General features: G+C 63.6%; 16 protein-coding genes and 1 pseudogene. 12 read left to right on the top strand and 5 right to left on the bottom strand.

All coding sequences use genetic code 11. The features are described from left to right. Positions 1-87: 87 nt before the first annotated feature. Entirely contained in the window at positions 88-330 is a 243-nt protein-coding gene (locus ACHMXB_RS21380; protein WP_395405581.1) for a hypothetical protein, read from the bottom strand. Positions 331-413: 83 nt separating this feature from the next. Continuing rightward, positions 414-746 carry an ArsR/SmtB family transcription factor gene (locus ACHMXB_RS21375; RefSeq protein ID WP_395405579.1) on the bottom strand — a complete coding sequence of 111 codons (333 nt, stop codon included), beginning with the start codon at positions 744-746 and terminating at the stop codon, positions 414-416. Between the two features lie 296 nt (positions 747-1042). Here ACHMXB_RS21375 and ACHMXB_RS21370 point away from each other — a divergent pair, with 296 nt between their 5' ends. The 10 genes and pseudogenes from ACHMXB_RS21370 (at position 1043) to ACHMXB_RS21325 (ending at position 12247) form a co-directional block, all read left to right on the top strand. Beyond that, positions 1043-2212: a MinD/ParA family protein gene (locus tag ACHMXB_RS21370; protein ID WP_395405577.1), complete on the top strand. Its 1170-nt coding sequence runs from the start codon at positions 1043-1045 to the stop codon at positions 2210-2212. Positions 2213-2354: 142 nt separating this feature from the next. Then, positions 2355-2567 (top strand): annotated as a pseudogene (locus ACHMXB_RS21365) (hypothetical protein); the annotation flags it as partial. A 59-nt stretch (positions 2568-2626) separates the two neighbouring features. Beyond that, entirely contained in the window at positions 2627-3238 is a 612-nt protein-coding gene (locus tag ACHMXB_RS21360) for a hypothetical protein (protein WP_395405576.1), read from the top strand. A 3-nt stretch (positions 3239-3241) separates the two neighbouring features. Then, positions 3242-4774 carry a hypothetical protein gene (locus tag ACHMXB_RS21355; RefSeq protein ID WP_395405574.1) on the top strand — a complete coding sequence of 511 codons (1533 nt, stop codon included), beginning with the start codon at positions 3242-3244 and terminating at the stop codon, positions 4772-4774. 4 nt (positions 4775-4778) lie between these two features. Further along, positions 4779-6398, top strand: a complete 1620-nt coding sequence (locus ACHMXB_RS21350; RefSeq protein WP_395405572.1) for an SCO6880 family protein — start codon at positions 4779-4781, stop codon at positions 6396-6398. Continuing rightward, positions 6398-7975 carry an ATP/GTP-binding protein gene (locus tag ACHMXB_RS21345; protein WP_395405570.1) on the top strand — a complete coding sequence of 526 codons (1578 nt, stop codon included), beginning with the start codon at positions 6398-6400 and terminating at the stop codon, positions 7973-7975. Before ACHMXB_RS21350 ends, ACHMXB_RS21345 begins: the two co-directional genes overlap by 1 nt. Before the next feature lie 13 nt (positions 7976-7988). Beyond that, entirely contained in the window at positions 7989-9842 is a 1854-nt protein-coding gene (locus tag ACHMXB_RS21340; protein WP_395405568.1) for a TraM recognition domain-containing protein, read from the top strand. Beyond that, entirely contained in the window at positions 9839-10585 is a 747-nt protein-coding gene (locus tag ACHMXB_RS21335; RefSeq protein ID WP_395405566.1) for a hypothetical protein, read from the top strand. Before ACHMXB_RS21340 ends, ACHMXB_RS21335 begins: the two co-directional genes overlap by 4 nt. Continuing rightward, positions 10578-11663: a peptidoglycan DD-metalloendopeptidase family protein gene (locus tag ACHMXB_RS21330; RefSeq protein WP_395405564.1), complete on the top strand. Its 1086-nt coding sequence runs from the start codon at positions 10578-10580 to the stop codon at positions 11661-11663. Before ACHMXB_RS21335 ends, ACHMXB_RS21330 begins: the two co-directional genes overlap by 8 nt. Continuing rightward, positions 11660-12247, top strand: coding sequence for a hypothetical protein (locus tag ACHMXB_RS21325; protein ID WP_395405562.1), 588 nt, complete (start codon positions 11660-11662; stop codon positions 12245-12247). The genes ACHMXB_RS21330 and ACHMXB_RS21325 overlap by 4 nt, the downstream gene beginning before the upstream one ends. Before the next feature lie 1208 nt (positions 12248-13455). Here the strand turns inward: ACHMXB_RS21325 and ACHMXB_RS21320 are convergent. The 3 genes from ACHMXB_RS21320 to ACHMXB_RS21310 all read right to left on the bottom strand — a co-directional run bounded on the left by ACHMXB_RS21320 (position 13456) and on the right by ACHMXB_RS21310 (position 16639). After that, complete coding sequence (locus ACHMXB_RS21320) at positions 13456-14580, bottom strand: hypothetical protein (RefSeq protein ID WP_395405561.1); 1125 nt, start codon at positions 14578-14580, stop codon at positions 13456-13458. Positions 14581-14689: 109 nt separating this feature from the next. Continuing rightward, positions 14690-14983 carry a helix-turn-helix domain-containing protein gene (locus ACHMXB_RS21315; RefSeq protein WP_395405559.1) on the bottom strand — a complete coding sequence of 98 codons (294 nt, stop codon included), beginning with the start codon at positions 14981-14983 and terminating at the stop codon, positions 14690-14692. Between the two features lie 345 nt (positions 14984-15328). After that, positions 15329-16639 carry a hypothetical protein gene (locus ACHMXB_RS21310; protein WP_395405557.1) on the bottom strand — a complete coding sequence of 437 codons (1311 nt, stop codon included), beginning with the start codon at positions 16637-16639 and terminating at the stop codon, positions 15329-15331. On the opposite strand from ACHMXB_RS21310, the gene istA reads away from it, so the two are divergent. Further along, a complete protein-coding gene (istA, locus tag ACHMXB_RS21305) occupies positions 16632-17867 on the top strand; it encodes an IS21 family transposase (RefSeq protein ID WP_395405521.1) in 1236 nt (411 codons plus the stop codon). The genes ACHMXB_RS21310 and istA overlap by 8 nt on opposite strands. Continuing rightward, positions 17864-18622: an IS21-like element helper ATPase IstB gene (gene istB, locus ACHMXB_RS21300; RefSeq protein ID WP_395405523.1), complete on the top strand. Its 759-nt coding sequence runs from the start codon at positions 17864-17866 to the stop codon at positions 18620-18622. The genes istA and istB overlap by 4 nt, the downstream gene beginning before the upstream one ends. The last annotated feature ends 8 nt before the right edge of the window (positions 18623-18630 follow it).

Here is an 18630-nt window from a genome sequence, read left to right as displayed (position 1 = left end):
TGTTTGAAAAGTTCAGATCGCGTCCCGCCAAGAACTGGATCTGAACTACATACTTTGGAAGGCCCGCCTAGTGCGGGCCTTCTTCCTTTAAGATGCTTGCGGTATGGGCAGCGCTCCTTGGTTCTTGAGCATCCAGGAGGGCAGTCCGACGGTAGGAATGTCCGGCTGGATGTGGTCGATGATGGCTTCCAGCACGACCGCGCTGGATACGCCAGCCCGCTTTGCCAAATCGTCGATTACGTCCTTGCGCGGTTCTTCGATTGCCCAGCCAAGACGGACGGGATTGACCCGTGTACCTTTGGGAAGTCTGCGAGCTGCCATGAGACCCACTTAACTATGTATGTGTGTGTGAGCTTGGGAGTGACACGCCCAACGGTGCGCAGTTTAAGCATGCGCTTCCAGTTGGCGGTGAGTTAGTCCACGAGTTTCAGGGCACGTCCAAGCTCTTTATAGTGCTTGGCGAGCTCTTCGTGTACCACCGAATACCTGACTCTCTTACCGACCCTGTCTTCAACCGGAAGGCCCACTGGTGGGTCAGCGGTGACCGCTCCGGCATCTGCCAGTTGATAGAGGTGCGCCTTAACCGTCGGCCGGCCCAGGCCAGTCCCTTCCGCGACTTCAGCGGATGTCGCCGGCCCATGCTCCGCAAGGAACCCGAGGACAGCAATCTTTGCGTGATTACCTCCGAACGCGTCAATGGCTGCCTCCAGAGAGGCGGGCACACTGGGTCGGACGTAGCGGGGCATGGGTCCTATCATGCCCCAACTTCTGGATGGTGATCATGCCTAAACCATAGTGCATAGTTAAAGTATGCGCTATCCTTAAGGCGATTTCCATTGACTCATTCGGTCACTGATATGTGAATACCGCCACGAATTTGTGACTTGACATGCAAATGCTTGTCAAAACCGGGAGAATCGCCCCTTGGTCCAGTCGATGGAGTTCTGTCGGTGCCTCTTGGTACCGCTGGAGGAGAGGTGTTTGTAAGTTGCGGGGCTCGTTTGGGTCCTGCGTGGGGAATCTAGGAAGGTGGGACCTTTCCATGACTGAGGTGAATTTTCCGGGCGCACGGCGTTCGGGCATGTATGTAGAAACAGAGGAACGGCCTGAGCCCGATCCGGTCACCCGTGAGGCTCTTGAAGGGCCCGCGGATCCCTTCGTTGAACCGGTTGACGCCGAGGACGTCCGGGCGGCCCGGGAAGAAAAGAAGGGCACTAACGTTGGCGCGCCTGTAAAGGTGCCGGCTAGGGAAGCGGACGCTGAAGCAGATGACGAGGAGGAGCCGGCTGTCCCGGCCAAGGAAGGGTTTCGGGGTTTCCTGAACCGCGCATCGGGTGGGCTGCTGAAGCTCGCGCCCTCCCAGACTGAAACGGCTGCACGCCTCTTGGTCGTGGACCAAGGCCGTTTTGAGGCTTTGATCCGGCAGTCGAGCTGGACTCGTGCCGTGGGCCTGCTGGTGGCCAACAAGAAGGGCACCGCCGGGAAGACGCCGCTCTCGATCCTGCTGGGCGGAGTCCTTGCCGCGATCCGTGGCGGGTCGGTGGCCATCCTGGAAACCTCCGACGACAAAGGTCAACTGGCATACCGAGCTGAGGGAGACCCCCAGCTGGGCATGGGGGAGCTGGTCGCGAACATCTCCAATGTCCGTACGCAGTCCCAGTTGCGCGGGTACACGGTGACGCAGACGAGCTTTGCCTCGGTGATTGGTTCCACGCCCCAGTGGCGCCCGCCCTTGACGCGGCAAAACGTGCTGGATGTGGCCTCGATCGTGGACGAACACTTCACGATCCGCGTGATGGACACTGGCAACCAGTACAGCTCGGGGCCGTTCGGGGCCGCTGTGGACGTTGCCGACGTTCTGGTGATCCCGACGATGCTCGCCCAGGACGCCGTCTCAGAGGCACTGGAGCTGCTGGAGTTCCTGGAGCACCAGGGCCCTGAAGCGGCACGGCTGGCACGGACGGCCATCGTGGTGATGATGTCCGACGGCCGCCCGGAGTTCAAACCCTCGAAGCTCAAGAAGCAGTTCATGGACAAGGGCATCGCTGAGGATCACATCTACGCCGTTCCCTATGACGCGCACGTGGCCGAACGCGGGGCGCTCACGCTGAACAAGCTGGCCCCGGCCACCCGTCAGGCACTGACAGCCATCGCCGCCGGTGTCGTCGCCCAAACCAACCAGAACGTCTTCGCAAAGGACCAGAACCGATGAGCGCCATTCTTTCCGCCCTCGTAGAGCTCTCAACGAACCTTGACCCTTCCACCGTCGCGCAGGCCGGCCCTGTGCCAATGATTGCTAACCCCTTTCCCGGCATCCCCGACTTCACTTCCTTGGGGGAAGGTTCACCGAGTGGTGGCAGAAACTTTTCGCTGCGGCCTGGGGCATCGCGATCATCGTGGCGGGCGTCTACCTGATCATCGGTTTGACCGCAATGGCAAAAGCCGACTCGAACAACCCGCATGCACACGCAGAGGGCAAGAAGAAGGCCGTGGGGGCGGGTATCGGTCTGGGCTGCCTGGCCGGGTTTGGCGTCATCGCCGGGGCGATCCTCGCGGTGGCCGGTTAATGGTGCGCCGGAGCTCCGCCGACAGCGGCCGCCGCGGGCTCCCACGCTGGGCGTGGATCGTGACCGGCCTCGTCGTGGTGCTCGCGCTGGTTGGCGGCGTGAGCGCCTGGTATCAGGGAAACCCGCGAACCGGCCAACCCGTCCCCAACACGAATGAACCGGCTGCTACGGCTGCAGCCGTACCCAACGGCTGCATGGCCGGCGCATCGAACGACGCTGCAGGACTTTTGCAAGCCCAGAAAGACGCCCCGCACAGCCAAGCCGGTGCAGTCGGCTTTGCCGCCGCCGTCCTCCGCTGGATAGCACAGTATCCACGGCCTAGCGCTCAGGACGGGTCCACTGTTGCGGCCGCAATCCTAGCGAAGGGCGCCACGGGCACGATTTCAAATTTGGCAGCCAACATGGCCTCAGCCAAGGCCCTACCTGGCGTCAACTCCGGCTCGTTGAACTTCTCTAGCGGGCGGTACATCGTCGAGGAGGCAACTCCGGATATGGTGCGGGTCACCGTCGGAGGTGCCGAAGTTCAAAACGGCAAACCAACTGATCAGAACATTGCCTCCACGTTCACGATGGTTTGGGAATCCGGCGTCTGGAAAGTCCGCAGTGATGGAAGCGAGCGGAGTCTTGATGAGCTCTTCGCCAACGGAGCCGCGTTTACAGGGGGATGCTAATTCATGATGTTGCTGGTTCCCATGGAGGACAAGCCCAAACCAGGAGGCCTCGTCGGCGGCCTGGTGGACGCTGCTGTTGGGGTCGTCAAGGCTACGAAGCCTGCTGCGGATGCCGTTGGCGGGGTCGTGAATTTTGCTTCTGATCCGTTGGGGGCGATTTTCAAGGCGACTCGTGATGGTGCCCGTGGGTTGGCGAATGATCTGCTGCCGGCTTTGTCCAAGGCGACGGAGCCGGATTTGTCGGTGGACTGGTTCATCAAGGCGTATGCGATCAGTTTCGCCCTGGCGATTGTGGTGTGGGGTTTCCTGCTGCTGTTCCAGTTCATCGCTGTTGCCCGGGGCGCTCTGGCGGGTCAGGAGTTCGTCGAGGTGTTGACGACGAAGACGGCGTTGTTCTTCGGCGGCGCGCTGTTCGGTCCCCTGATCGGCGTGATGCTGGTGAAGGCACTGGGGGGCTTGTCCGAGAGCCTGATCTCGTGGGGGATTGTTTCCTCGTCGGAACGGATGCTGGCGACGATGGACTCGATGCTTAAGACCGACGCGGCAGCTTTCCCGGGCGGCGTGATCGTGGGCATCGGCCTGATGGTCTGCATGATCGTTGGCCTGTTCGTCGTGGTGATCATGCTGGCCGTGATGCTGGTGACGCTCTACTTTTCCGGGGTCATGGCCCCGCTGGGCATGGTCTGGTTCACCTCGGCCAAACACGGCTCTTTCGGTCGGAAGATCCCTTTGCTGTGGTTTGGCATTCTCGCCTGCCATCCGCTGCTGTTTTTCATGCTGGGCATCGCGTACAACATGATCGCCGCGTCGGCGTCGTGGATGAAGTGGAGCGACGGGCTCGGGACGCTGATGAACATCATCGCGTCCTTCATCGCGTTGATGATCGCCGGCCTGGCTCCGATGATGCTCATGAAGTTCGCCCCGGTCATCCCCTCGGGGGCAGGCGGGCAGAACGGCCCCTCACTGACTCCACCGCAAAAGGAATACGGGCCTCAGAACATGCGGGACGTCAAAGACATGAACCGGGCAGACTCCACCGGTGATTCCGGAACGCAGGGTGACTCCAGTTCACAGGAATCCGGCCTGGCATCGCAGGATACGGCCGCGTCCGGGGAGGACGGATCTTTGGTCCGCAAGCTCCGGGAGCTGAACGGCGGATCCCAGGCCGATGCTGCGTCCAGCCCTGATGCCGCTCCGGTGACACCCACAACGCCCATCGGTCCCGGCCCGAAGGCCGGTGTCGGCGCTGGCGCGGAGGCTGGTGCCGGGGGAGCCGCGTCCGGTGTCGGTGCTGCGGGGGCTGGTGCTGGTGGGGTTGCGGCCGGTGGTGCGGAGACGATGGCGGTCGCCGGGGCCGCCGAATCAGCGACCGGGGCAGGGGCGGCGATCGGGATTCCTACCCTGCTGGCTGCGGGCGCGATGGCAGCGGCGGAGAAGGCCAAGGACATGGGCGAGACAGCGGCACGGCTGGGCGCGGCCGGCGGGGAGTACGCCGCCGGCGGCATGGACGACGAAGCGGAACGGTACGGGGGATAAGACGATGGCGACACGGTTCATTGGCGGGGAATCGGGGCACCGGAGTTTCTTCGGCGGTATCAAATCCAAAGCACAGCTGATCGGCCTGGGCGGGTGCCTGGTGATCGGGTTCTTCGGCACGATGTTCACCGGCTGGCCCGGCCTGGTGGCCGGGGTGCTCGCCGGGGTGGTCGTGTACCTTCTCACGGCCTCCACACACCGGGGCTCCTACTGGGAGCGCCGGAAGCGCCGGATCCGGTGGAAGGCACGCCAGAAGTCCGGAACTGACCGGTTCATCCCGTACAGTCCGGCCGCGTGGGACGAGGCCACCGCCCTGGCCGACCTGGCCGGCAGCAGCGCCGAGAAAGCGCGGATCATGGCCGCGGTCCGGTCACGTCCGGACGGGGCCGACGGGATGGGCTGGCTCGACGCCCGCACCGGCAAACCGGGGATCGCCTGGCACGCACCGGCCGGGGAACAGCCCTACCTGTCGGTCGCATTCGAAGTGTCAGGGCAGCTGCGCGGCGCGGAGTCCGCCCGTAAGCAGGAGCAGGCGCAGGCCGGTTTCGGGGCGCTGCTGGCAGGCTTCGCGCCCGCGTCCAAACTGGTCAGCGGGATCCAGTCCATCACCCGGGTGCTGCCGCCGGACCTGGCCTTGAACGAGGCCTGGGTCCAGGACCACCTGGCGGCCGACGCGAACCCTGCCGCCGTCCGCTCCTACCAGGAGGTGCTGGAACGGACCGGACGCGACACCTTCGTCCAGCGGCACCTGATCGTGGGCCGCTGGCCCCTGACACCGGACTTCTACGCCACCGCCGCCCGGTACGGTGCCGGCCGGGACGGGTGGCGGCTGCTGATGGCCGCGGAGATCTCCTCCCTGGCCCGGTCCCTGCGGGCCGCGAAGCTCGGGGAGGTGCGGCCGCTGACCGCCCGCGCGGTCGTGGCCATGATGCTGCACCAGCAGAATCCGTCCCGGCCGCCCCTGATGGTCGCCGGCGTCAAAGCCGACCGGATGGGCCTGCCGTCGAAGGATGAGTGGAACTCCACCTGGGTTACGGGAACGGACCCGATCACCGGCCAGGAGGTGGTGTGGGGCCACCGGACGGCGATGATCAGCGCCGAGAACATGGAAACGGGGGAGCGGACCCCGTACTGGCTGCTGGCCCTGCTGCACAACGCCGGGTCCGGGGCGCGGACGCTCAGCTTCCAGCTCGAGACCGTCCCGGCCGACCAGGCCCGGCTTCTGGCCTCCAAGGACGTCGTCCGGGACATGGCCGCGGTGATCTCCAAGCAGAAGAAGGGCCAGCTCGTCGACCCCGCCACGGACGTGAACCTGCGCTCGGCCCGCGCCCGGGGCGCTGACCTGATGCCCGGCACGGGCCAGCACGGCGTGAACTGGGTCGGGTTCATCACCATTTCCGCCCGCACCCAGGCCGGCCTGACCGACGCCGCCCGGCGGCTGGAAGAGTCGGCCGGAACCGCGGCCGGCATCGGCAAACTCGAATGGCTGGACACCTACCAGTCCGCCGCCTCCGGCACCACCTGGCCGATCTACCGCGGCACGAAACCGGCAACACCAACACTGGGAGCCAAGATGATGGACCAGCTGGCAGGACGCGGCGAGAAGGAAGAGAAGGTCGCCTGATGCGCTCAGCCGAAGAACTCACCCACGACGCCATCACCGAACCAAACGACGACGCTGATATTCCCCTGATCCCGGAAGCACACCAGACACTGGCCGTGGGGGATCCGGGGGCGAAGGGCTCCTGGGTGCGCGGGATCCCGCTGCTGAGGATTTTCGCCGCCCCGGACATCGAACCGGCCCAAACGCTGCTGGAGTCGGGGGAGTGGCCACCCTACGCCGAGCAGGGAACCCGGCTGCGGGTCAGCGAACGGGCAGCACGGAACGGGTTCTACGCCCCCGCGTTCCAGGGCGCCCCGACCACCACCCGGCAGGCCGAAATCCTCAACACCGCCCTGATCGCCGCCCCCACGGGTGTGGAAGGCGTCGCGGCCGGCAGGGACGTGCTGTCCCAGACGGCCATCAGCAAAGACCCGATCACCGACTACAACTCCACACCCCGGCGCATCACCTCGACCAACGTCCTGGTCGTCGGCGACGTCGGTGCGGGAAAGTCCGCCTACACCAAAACCGTGTACGTCATGCGGCCGCTGATCCTGCGGCACCGCCGCGCTGTTGTCTTTGACAAGAAGAACGAGAAGGGCGAGGGCGAGTACTCGCCGATTGTCCGGGAGTTCAAGGGCGACCACATCAAATTCGCCATGGACGGCACCGGGGTTATTTTCAACATCCTGGACCCGGCCATTTCCGGGGTGAACGATGACGGGCTGAACAACCAGCTCGTGTACCTGAACACCATCCCGGCGCTCATGCGCGACGGCCACGGCCCCGACGAGTGGGAGCGGAAGGCGTTGCGCCTGGCGTACCGGGCGATGATGAAGAAATTCGAGGGGACCCGCACGCCCACGACGGCGGACCTGCACGACCTGCTGGGCGTCATCGACCGGCACGATCCCAGCTTGGTCGGCATGAGCGGCGAGACGCTGGAGCTGCTGCACCGGTCCGGGATCTCCATGAGGTTCTGCTTCAACGAACTGCTGGAAACCTACGGGGCGATCTTCGACGGCGAAACCTCGGCTGATGTCCGCCTGAACCGGAAGCTGACCTCGTTCGACATCTCCCAGCTTCCCGACACCGGCCCGGCCATTCCCATGGTCATGGGCCTGGCAAACCTGTGGCTGCTCGGCACCGTGCGCCGCCCCGAAAACCGGGGCATCCGCACCAACGTGATCAACGAAGAGGCCGGGCACATCCTCGCAGGTCCCCTGGCCGTCCAGCAGCGCTCGAACATCAAGCTCTCCCGCGGCCTGGGCCTGTCCAACATCTACAACATCCACAAGGGCGCCACCGACGTCCCGGCCGGGTCCCCGGGCATGGCCGTCATCGAAGAAGCCCAGACCGTGCACATCTTCCGGCAGGACAAACCCGAAGCGGCGCAGTGGTGCGTTAGGACGTTCGGCCTCAACCCGGACTCCGCCGCGGACATCATGGTCCTCCGCAACGGCCACCACCTCCTCAAATCCGGTGCCGACGCACCTGAAGTGGAGATCGAGCACGTCCGCTCCGCCTGGGAAGTGGCCATGACCGACACCGACTCGGCACTGCGCGAAACCGACTCCGCCTACGCGGACCTGGCCTAAAGGGGGACAATGCATGACCGAGAACATCACCGTCGACAAGCACAACCCGTCCGGCTCCACGGTCAAAAAGACCGAACGGGAACTCGCCGTCCTCGGCATCCTGGCCGCCGGGCTCTGGCACGTCGCCCTCGTCTGGACCACGGGCCTGCCCTTCCGGGACTGGCCGGCGACATGGAAAGCGCTCATCGACTCAGTCATCGGACTGATCGCCCCGCCCAGCGCCCTAGCAGGCACCTCAACAACCCGTGCACTGTCGCCGGTTGCCGTGAACGGCCACCCCGCCGACCAGTGGGGATGGCCCGTCACCGTCTGGGCGATTCTGGTGGTCCTGCTGATCGCCTCGTACATCGGTGCGCTGTTCGGGCTGAAGGCGCTGCGGACCCGGTGGCGGAGGGCCAGGACGGGGGAGAAGGGCATGAGCACGGCCAAGGGCATCAGGACCCGCATTGAAGGCGCGGACGGTTCCTCCCTCGCCCCGGCCGTGTACGTCCTGGACGGGCACGAGATCGCGATCCGGCTCGAAGACACCGCCTGCACGGTCGCCCCGCCGAAATGGGGAAAGACCACGTACATGGTCGCCGGGATGGTCGCCGACGCCTCCGGCGCCGTGATCACCACGTCCACCCGGCCCGACGTGCTGCGCCTGACCGTCGGTGTGCGCAAAGACGCAGGGAAGGTCTACGTCGCCGACTTCGACGGGCTCAGCCAGTACCCGGACAAGCTGCGCTGGGACATGGTGGCCGGCTGCGCCGATCCGCAGATCGCCTCCGAACGGGCCTCGGCCATGGTCAACGCGATGCCCCGCACCGGCGCCCCGTCCTCCGCTGACCGGTACTTCGACTCCGGCTGCGTGATGATCCTCGAAGCACTCCTGCACGCCGCCGCGCTCAAGGAGGGCGGGTCGATGCGGGACGTGCTGCGCTGGTCGCAGAACTTCTCCGAGCACGAACCGGCCAACATCCTCCGGCAACAATCCCCGACAGTGAAGACCTGGGCCGGAAACCTGGACGAGTGGTGCCGGCAGAACAACCCGGACACGATCGGCAACACCAAGACCACCCTGGGCAAGATCACCGGGCCCATGAAAAACGAAGACGTCCTCTCGATGCTCTGCGCCACCGAGGATGATCCGGGCATCAACATCGACACGTTCACCGACGCCCCGAACACCCTGTACTGCCTGACCCGTGTCTCGATGAACGCCTCCACCGCCCCGATCGTCACCGCCCTGGTCGAATCCCTCGTCCAGGGCGCCATCCGGAAATCAGGGACCATGGCCTCGGGCAAGCTCGCCGTGCCGTTGTCGGTGATCCTGGACGAAGCGGCGAACACCTGTGCCCTGCCGTCCCTGCCCTCGCTGATGTCCGAAGGTGGCGGCAACGGCATCCACACATCCGTGTTCGTCCAGACCTACTCGCAGCTGGTGAACCGGTGGGGCGAGGAAGGCGCAGAAACGATCTTCGACTCCGCGGCCGCCAAGACAATCTTCGGTGGCATCTCCGACGTGAAGTTCCTGACCAAGATCTCCGACCTGATCGGCCGGCACTGGGTGGAACACACCTCCACCTCATCCTCGACCGGCAAAGACGGGGTGCCGTTGGTGAACATCTCCAAGTCCAAGCAACTCGACCAGAAGATGCGCGTCGATGAGATCCGCAAACTTCCCCAGGGCAAGGTCCTGCTGATGTACCGCGAGATCGAGGCCGTCGTCGACGTCGTGCCCTGGTGGGAACGCCCCGATCGGGCCAAGTTCAAAGCCTCCCGGGTTTGGTGCCTGGAACAGGAAGGCATCACGTCCGAGAACGCCGCCCGCGCCGCCGAGGCCGAAACCGCAGCGGAAGCCACCACCCTCGCAGGCGCCTCATGAACCAGAACATGCAGGAACCGCCACCCGAAGACGACACCATGCCCGACGACGCATGGATACCGCCCCAGCAGTCATCAACTCAGGACGCGGCAACACCGACAACGCCGGCCCCTGCCCGCGCCGCCGGGGCGGACACCGGGACGGGTGGCCCGACGGCCGCCGGGCCCGGGGTTGAGGCGATTCCGGAGATCCTGGACCGGCTCGGCGGCGTCGAAGAGCTCGCCGCAGGATTGTTCGAGGAACTCTCCGCTTACCCGGACAGCGGACCGTGGTTCTGGGCCGACCTCAAACCCGCGCAGCGCAAGGAACTCTGGGTGGAGCTGGACGGGTTTGTCGTCTGGCTGCAGAACAGGATCCTGCGGCACTCGTCCAACTCCCTGGGCTGGATCCCCGAGTGCTGGTACCGCCACCCGGACGCCGTCGAGCTGCTGACCGCCCTGATGGTGGCCCACACGTCCGCCTACCGGGGAAAGTCCCGGAAGCCGGGCTTCGAGCTCACCGAATGGTTCAGCCGCGGGCTGTGGCCGACCATGGAAGCCCTGGAACGGCGCATGACCTTCAAAAACTGCATGGAAGGCCAGGGACACTTCGACGCCACCAGCCCGGGCCTTGAACTCACCGCCGCCAACCCGGACTTCACGGCCTTCGTCGAGCAGGAAACCGCCGCGTCCGGGACTGCCGAGACCGGCACCGAGGACAGGGCTGGCGCCGGAGACACAGTGCGGGTGCCTGCCGATGCGTAAGGCCGGGCTTCTGCTGCTGATCCCGGCGCTTCCGATCCTCATCGTGCTGTGCCTGCTGCTGATCGCCATCCTCTCGGTGGGCGGCGGCACGGCCCCTGCCCAGGCCGCCTGCACCAGCGGCAACGGCTCGGCGTTCAACCAGGAGGACATTCCCAACGGCTGGGGCGACGCCGTGGCGAAGGCGGCCAAGGTCGCCGGGGTGCCAGCGTCCGTGCTGGCCGCGCAGCTGGAAGCCGAAAGCGGCTGGAACCCGAACGCCAAATCCCCGGTGGGAGCAGCAGGCCTCGCCCAGTTCATGCCCGGCACCTGGGCGACCTATGGCGAGGGCGGCGACGTCCTGAACCCGGACCACGCCATCGCCGCCCAGGGCCGGTACATGGGTGCCCTCGTCAGGCAGCTGCAGCCGGTTGCCAAGAGCAGCGGCCAGGACATCATCCGTCTGGCCCTCGCCGGCTACAACGCCGGCCCCGGCGCCGTGCAGGACGCCAAGGGCATCCCGCCCTTTGCCGAGACCCGCGATTACGTGGACAAAATCATGGACACCGCCCAGTCCGAGTACGGCGAATCATGCCCGGCCAGCGGGTTCGAGATCGGCGCGCTCACCGGCAAATGGTCCAACCCGCTGCCCGGGTCAAGCTTCACCTCCGGGTACGGGCCGCGGCCCACGCCAGCCGGGACACTGAACATCGGCGGGAACTTCCACTACGGTATCGACTTCGCCACCCCCGGGACGGCCGGGACGGTCGTGGCCGTGATGGACATGAAGATCGTCGTCGCCCACGAACTGCAGGCCAGCAGCGGCACCTGGGTGGCCGGGGTGAGCCTTGACGGCAAACTCACCGCCACCTACTCCCACATGGAAGCCGGATCCCTGCGCGTGAAGGAAGGCGACACGGTCTCCGCCGGCACCCCGCTCGGGACCGAAGGCGCCACCGGGAACGTCACCGGCAGGCACCTGCACTTCGAAATGTACAAAGGCGCACCGAAGGACCCGCGGCTGGGCGCAGTTGACACCAAGCTCGGAGAAGTGAAACCGATTGATCCGACACCCATCCTGAAAGGCAAAGGCGTTCTATGAGGCTCACCAAAATACTGGCCGGCGTTGTTCTGGCCGCGGCGCTGCCACTGGCCGGCTGCGGGCAGGCCGGAACCGCGGAACAACCCTCACCGGCCCCCTCCGTCACGGTGACTCCGAAACCGGCGGCTTTCGACGCCACGGTGAAGCAGCTCCTCGAGGTGGACCGCGCACATCCGGACAAGGTAGCTACCGCGTTCGCGACACTGATCACCAGCTGGGACGTCGCGGCAGACAGGACCGAAACGGCGGCCGCGGTCCGTGCCCGCCAGCTGATGACCCCGGCGCTGGCGGCCCGCACCGTCGAACCGCAGCGCAACGCCTCCCAGGCCCTGTGGCTGGAACTCGGCCCGCTCGGAGCCTTCTCCGCACCCACCATCGGACCGGGCGCGCCGATCGACGGCGACGAAGGAACCGACACCGAAGACATCGCCTACCGGAACTTCACCGCTACCTGGACCTGGCGCGACGCCGACGGCAAACACCTGAAAGCCGATGAGCGGAAACGGAACATCTTCCTGGTCCTGACCAAGGCCAACGGGGCATGGTCCGTGGCCGACTACGTCACCGAAGACCTCCCCGCCTAAAACGAAGGGTCTCACCGCGAGGCTGCCCATAGTCCTGGAGGGCCGGCAACCATCCCACCTTCTTGCCGGTCCTCCGTTCACCTCCAGCAGCTGGGGGAGAGGCCATCGTGCCGGCTGGCGCAGCTGCTCCAGGCGGCTTTGACCTTCTCGGCGGCTCTGGGCTTTGCATAGGTTAGACAATCGCCGTGAATTAACCAGGCCCGCCAATTACAACTGCAATGGGTGGATCACGACACGGTGATGACGTTCTCATGCAGCAGCGAAACGAGACTGAAAGCTAATGCGAGAGCGGTTTTGGCTCCGTCACTGCTTACATGCTGGTAGGTCTCCGAGCCATGGCGTTCCCCGCCGGCCCACAGTTTTCGCATCATGCTTACAATGAGGTCCCTGTCCGGCACGTTGCCGTCGAGCAGCGGGAGAGCCACGTTCTTCTGACCGAGATGGGCGATGACGGAACCGAGAGTAGCTCGTGTGTTTGTGGGCAAGTATTTGGGGCAGGCAAGAGTTTCCACAAGCTTTAACGCTTAGCCCATAGGCGCTGTCCGAATTTGGATTGGCGCCGTACACGGCGTTGAATGCCTCAACCAGCAGCTGTCCAGCAGCTGCCGTCTTGCTGATGATGTCTCTGTAGGAGCTTTCTACTCCGGTTGGGATCCTGCGCGTGATCCGAGGGCCAGCACCGTCTATGTCGGTCGCAGTCCATTCGCTGCGTCCGAAGTCGAGGATGAACCCGACCTCTTTGGCACCCTGCCTGGAGCCATTCACGTCGTGATACAAAAACCAGTCGACGACGGATACAAGAAGGTCGTCGGTAAGCCGAGTAAGGAAGCCCTGGTACTCCCCTAAGGAAGTCGGAAACCTGATCTTAAAGGCGAGGGACAGGAAGTTCGGTACATCTTCATCCATGTACCCTCCGGCTCGCCGTGACCGGACCATCAACCATGCAACGACCTGCGGCCTCATGTAACCAGGAATGCCACCCTCAATAGCGAGGAGCTTCTCGTGCTCTACCTGTGCCAATGCGGGCGACACCCATTCCGTCACTTACTCTCCCCCAAGTAGTTGTAGTAGCTTCCGGCGATTTTACAGGGAGTAGTGGCAAGCCCCGCAGCCGCGGACCCGACTTCCCGAGGCGCTGTTGGCGAGCCGCATACAACACCCCGTGAGCGCTATCAAGGGCTGGCGAACGGCCAGTGTGCGGCGACCTATTAGCTCAAGTTGCCTCTGCTCGTAAGCCTGTTTGTTAGCTCAACGGTGGCTAGATACATCCAGAAAACCCAGTCCTGAAACTCATCTCCCAGATCTGAATACTGCTTTCCGTCCCGGTGCCTTACATCGAACTCGTTGGCAATCTGAAAGAGCATTCCCTCGTCCTTCTTAAGGAGCGAGGTCTTCAATAGCCGCCTGCGATCTTCGAGCACCAGGGCGAGTGCCGCACACGCACTTCGCTTGTCCTCTCGGGTGGCTCCACGCTTTCGGAACAAGGCGATTGCGTGCTCCGTAGACGCTTTGGTGGGGCCATCTTCCGATTTGATCACTTCAACGATAAGTTCTGCACGTGGGTCAGTAAGGTGACGGACTAGGCGTCCAACGTCTTCACCTTCATCAGCCAGACGCAGATCATAATTGTGCCGCTGCAGTAGGTCATTGACCTTCCATCTGTATAGGGACCTGCCTGCCTTCTTGGCTGGGTCATGGTGGTGCCAGCCGCACTGTCCAAATTCATGAAATGTGCGTCTACGAGGGCGCGCAGCCAAATCGTGCAGAACTTCGACGAGAGTTAAGAGTAGATCCTCGTTACCGCCGTTGGCTTCGTTTGGAAATGGCCAAAGGTCAGGGATGCCGGTACGGCGCTCCACTTGACGGGAAAGATTCTCGGCAACATCGACTTCCGACAGGCCGTCAACACAGGCCTCCTCGGCGGCTAGTGCAAAGTATCCGGCGGATATTAGGTCCGCGACCACGCGCAGCCAGTCTTCACGGAAGCTGGACCGCGGTGCCCGCTGCGGCGCGATACTTCCTGGCTTCTTCTGAATCCAGTAAGGGCGGGCGGCCGCAACCTTCGGAAGCGAATCCGCATTCCTAGCGAGCTCGAGAAAGAACGCTTTGCCGGTTGGCTCGACAGCCGGCGAGGTACCCCAACCTTGCCACATCGTTCTCTGGCGAAATTCCTCTACCGGAGCGCTCTCAATGAAAGCTTCTGTGAGTAAAAGGTCAGCAAACTCATCGAACTGCGTTGCGGACACAGCGGCGATTGCCTCGGCTTCTTCTTTGAAAAGAGCCGGGGGCCACTCCAACTCGTACTCTTCTCCGAAGTCATTTGTATTCAGCACCAGTCAAGAGTATCTGCAGGTTCCGACGGTTGAACGGAGAGCAGGACCGCACATAGCCGGTGTTAATCGCCCGCGCGGTGAGACTGCTGCATATCTGCATGTGCCACCCTCACAACTGCTCGGCAGCTTCGCTCTGGGGTTGGTCCTCAGTTACTTCCGGCGCTTCACCCTTCCTGAGTGTGTTCCGGTTTTCCCAGACCCAGTCCTTGACCTGATCTCTGGAGATCAACCATGTCTTCTCGACTTGGTAAGCAGGAATCACTCCGGTTTGGAGCCAGCGGTACACGGTGTTCCGGGAGAGCCCGAAGATTTCTTCGAGGTGCTGAGGCGTCAATCGCTCGGGGTACTTGGCGAAGAGAGCTTCAAGGTACTTGGGGTCCACGCTCAGTCCGTCCCACCGCATGAACGCATCTCAGACCACAAATTGGTACTTTGCTGTACTGAGAAAGATTCAGAGTTCTTATTGCTGTTGTTCGGGGTCATCTTTGCCCTTTCGTGTCGGAGGGTACCGATACGATCTTTGCGGACGTTCCCAGGGGATGTGAAATGCCGGTCGCAAGAATCGCTCGGGGACGCTCGGCATGGCTGTCTCGGAACACTAGGGATTCGAGGCACAGGGGTTTGAGGCACCGAATCAGCCTCCGGACCGACATTTATTTCTACCGCTTGGGCTCGGGGTATCCAGTTCCACGCCTCCTCAGCCGCGGTGAGTCCCGTGCGAGGGAAGTCCTTGGTACTTGGGTTGAAGTCACCACTGGATCCAGGTCCGCCACTCGTGAATGACCTTCGCAGCTTCACCTGGGCTTAGCAGAGAGATCCACAGCGTCACCAAGGCAAGGATCGCTGAGCCGATTGCGATCCATATGGCATACCGCTGAACTTTGTACGCGTCGATAGATGCCCCCAACGAAGCGACTGTTGCGAGTATTTCCCGGTAGCTGCGGTCGAAGGACACGAGGTCCCTCGCCGCCTTGTTCTGCTGCTTTCTGAGTTCTTTATTGACCTGAATAGGTTTGAAGGGTTTCCTGCCTGCCTCCGCGTCCTGTTTGCGGAGCCAAGGTGTGTAGTCGAGAACGAACCACGCCTCCCGATCGCGCCACCGGCGGTTGTTGTACTGCTTGAGGTCGCGTTCGATGCTTGAGAAATCAAGGCTTGCGGTAAGGAACCGTTGGCGCAGGCGTTTTAAGTCTCTACGTCCAAATTTGCCGTGATGGGATCGAGCGCTATCCCGCATCATGGCACTTTCTGCCCTAAGCAGTTCCAGGAGGTCGGACAGACCTAGGCGAACAACGAAATCGCCCATTCGCCCGTCGACATAATTGGCAAGTGCGAAGATTGGATCCGTGCCATAGCCACGGAGATCCACGCCCTGAGCAATGGACGCGTTCCGATTTCCCCAGAGCGCCCATGTGCGTTCCTCTATGCCCGGGGTGAGCCCGTGGCGTGACTGCTCAAGCAGAAGACCCGGAAGTTCGCCTGACGTCCGCCACGTCACCCGCGATTCTGTCAAGCCTAAGGCTCGCATCCAATCATCCGTTTGCCTGTCTGACCTTTCGCCTGACGACGGATCGAACTGGTCCAGCAGCACGAGGTCCATTGCCGGCTGATGCTCTTTCGACTTCACGAACGCACCCGGGCAATGCAGCGACATCCAATCACGAGCGGCGGCGTGAAGCTTGTCGCGGGCCGCCTGAGTCTGCCGAAATGCCGTCCACTTCTCGCCCTCGGCGACAACTAAGCGGCCCTTAGTTCTGGCCAGAGCTGGCCGGTGCTCAGCATGCCAAACTTCGTCCACCGAGGCAGAGCCCCACTCGCTCAGGTGGAAGTAAGCGACCACCGCGGTGAGTCCCTCACCGATCGGCACGCCCTTTAGTTCAATGGCTCTGAACTCCTTTGGCAGCCTTTCCTGGTATCCATCGGGGAACCCAAATCCCGCTTCGCGCGTGGAGATATCTGCAATCCTCCACCAGGACGGTCCCGAACTGTTGACGCCAGCCGAAAATAGGGCCAAATACGCCAACTGAAAATGAGGCCACTGACCATTATGGAAGGTGATCACATTGGATGTTTGGGCGCAGATACGCCACCGATACGCGACGGAGAAAATCTCCAAGAGGGAGCTGGCTAAACAGCTCGGGGTTTCCCGGGGAACGGTGGACCGAGCGTTGGAGGCGGAGCGGCCGCCGAAGTATGAGCGGAAGCCGACTGGTTCGAGCTTCGATGCTTACGCGCCGCAGGTGCGGGCCTTGTTGGTGCAGACGCCGACGATACCGGCCTCGGTACTGGCCGAACGCGTCGGCTGGACGGGCTCTGCGTCCTTGTTTCGGGACAAGGTCCGTGGACTCCGGCCCGAGTATATGCCGGCGGATCCGGTGGACCGGCTGGTCCATGAACCGGGCCAGGCGATGCAGTGCGATTTGTGGTTTCCCCATGAGCCGTTGCCGCTGGGTCACGGGCAGGAGGGCAAGCCCCCGGTGTTGGTGATGACGAGCGCGTTCTCCGGATACATCCAGGCCAGGATGCTGCCGACCCGCACGACCTTTGATCTGCTGGGCGGGATGTGGTCGCTGCTGCAGGAGGCCGGTGCAGTGCCCAAGCAGCTGGTCTGGGACAACGAATCAGGGATCGGCCAGGGGCGGCTGACCGAGCCGGCGGCGGCGTTCGCCGGCGTGCTGGGCTGCGAGATCCGGCAGTTGCCGCCACGGGATCCAGAATCCAAGGGCATCGTGGAGCGGATGAACCGTTACTTCCGCCAGGGCTTCATGCCCGGCCGGACGTTCGCGTCCCCGCTGGATTTCAACGACCAGCTCGCGGACTGGCTGCCGCGGGCGAACGCCCGATACTCCCGGACCCGGCACGGCCGCCCGGCCGAGCTCATGGTCCGCGACAGGGAAGCGATGCGCCCGTTGACGCCGGTGGCGCCCGAGTTCGCTTTCCGCAGCAGCGTCCGGCTGCCACGGGACTACTACGTGCGGGTCTTCTCCAACGACTATTCCGTGGACCCGGGAGCGATCGGGCGGATCGTGGACGTCGAAGCAGACCTGGAAAAGGTGACGGTGAGCGCCGACGGCCGGTTGCTTGCCAGCCACGAGCGGCGGTGGGCCAGACACCAGATCTTCACTGACCCCGGGCACGTGGACAAGGCCGCCTACCTCCGACGGATCCACCGCAGCGTCAAGGCCGGACGGTCCACGGTGGTGGAGGAACGGGACCTGTCGATCTATGACGAACTTTTTGGCGTCGCCATCCCCGACGACGCCCGCGAGCTCTCCGGGGCAGGACGGTGAACGGGGCGGTGAAGGACATCGACTACTACGCCCGTGCACTGCGCGCCCCACGAATCGCCGACGGCTACCGATCCCTCGGCGACCGGGCACGGGAAGCAGGCTGGTCACACGAGGAATACCTCGCCGCCGTCCTCTCCCGCGAGGTCGCCGAACGCGAAGCCTCCGGGGCCGCCCTGCGGATCAGGGCCGCGAGGTTCCCCGGACACAAATTGCTGGAAGAGTTCAACTTCGACCACCAGCCTGCCGCGGACCGGAACCTCGTCGCTCATCTGGGCACTGGGGTCTTTCTGGAAGAAGCAAAGAACGTAGTCCTACTCGGCCCGCCCGGCACCGGGAAAACCCATCTGGCCGTCGGGATCGGAATCCGGGCCGCACGCGCCGGGCATCGCGTCCTGTTCGACACAGCGACCGGGTGGGTATCGAGACTGGCCGAAGCCCACGACCGCGGACGGCTACCCCAGGAACTGGCCAAGTTGCGCCGTTACAAGCTGCTCATCGTTGACGAAGTCGGTTACATCCCTTTCGACCAAGACTCGGCCAACCTGTTCTTCCAGCTGGTCTCATCCCGCTATGAACACGCCTCCCTGGTGCTTACCAGCAACCTCGCCTTCAGTAGGTGGGGTGAGGTCTTCAGCGACGCGACAGTGGCCTCGGCGATGATCGACCGGATCGTTCACCACGCAGAAGTCCTGAACCTCACCGGTAGCAGCTACCGGCTCCGGAACAAGACAAGAACCCAGCTCAAGGCACAATAGAACAGCAA

This window comes from Arthrobacter sp. UC242_113, from assembly GCF_044054585.1.
Lineage (GTDB): Bacteria > Actinomycetota > Actinomycetes > Actinomycetales > Micrococcaceae > Arthrobacter.
Note: the sequence above shows the minus strand (reverse complement) of the source record. Positions and strands in the feature narration are given on the sequence as shown.

Bases quoted from the DNA above. Each gene is read 5' to 3' on its own strand.
- ACHMXB_RS21330 (WP_395405564.1), top strand. From the start codon at position 10,578: ATGCGTAAGGCCGGGCTTCTGCTGCTGATCCCGGCGCTTCCGATCCTC.
- ACHMXB_RS21335 (WP_395405566.1), top strand. From the start codon at position 9,839: ATGAACCAGAACATGCAGGAACCGCCACCCGAAGACGACACCATGCCC.
- ACHMXB_RS21340 (WP_395405568.1), top strand. From the start codon at position 7,989: ATGACCGAGAACATCACCGTCGACAAGCACAACCCGTCCGGCTCCACG.
- ACHMXB_RS21350 (WP_395405572.1), top strand. From the start codon at position 4,779: ATGGCGACACGGTTCATTGGCGGGGAATCGGGGCACCGGAGTTTCTTC.
- ACHMXB_RS21370 (WP_395405577.1), top strand. From the start codon at position 1,043: ATGACTGAGGTGAATTTTCCGGGCGCACGGCGTTCGGGCATGTATGTA.
- ACHMXB_RS21325 (WP_395405562.1), top strand. From the start codon at position 11,660: ATGAGGCTCACCAAAATACTGGCCGGCGTTGTTCTGGCCGCGGCGCTG.
- ACHMXB_RS21375 (WP_395405579.1), bottom strand. From the start codon at position 746: ATGCCCCGCTACGTCCGACCCAGTGTGCCCGCCTCTCTGGAGGCAGCC.
- ACHMXB_RS21315 (WP_395405559.1), bottom strand. From the start codon at position 14,983: ATGCGGTGGGACGGACTGAGCGTGGACCCCAAGTACCTTGAAGCTCTC.
- ACHMXB_RS21345 (WP_395405570.1), top strand. From the start codon at position 6,398: ATGCGCTCAGCCGAAGAACTCACCCACGACGCCATCACCGAACCAAAC.
- ACHMXB_RS21355 (WP_395405574.1), top strand. From the start codon at position 3,242: ATGATGTTGCTGGTTCCCATGGAGGACAAGCCCAAACCAGGAGGCCTC.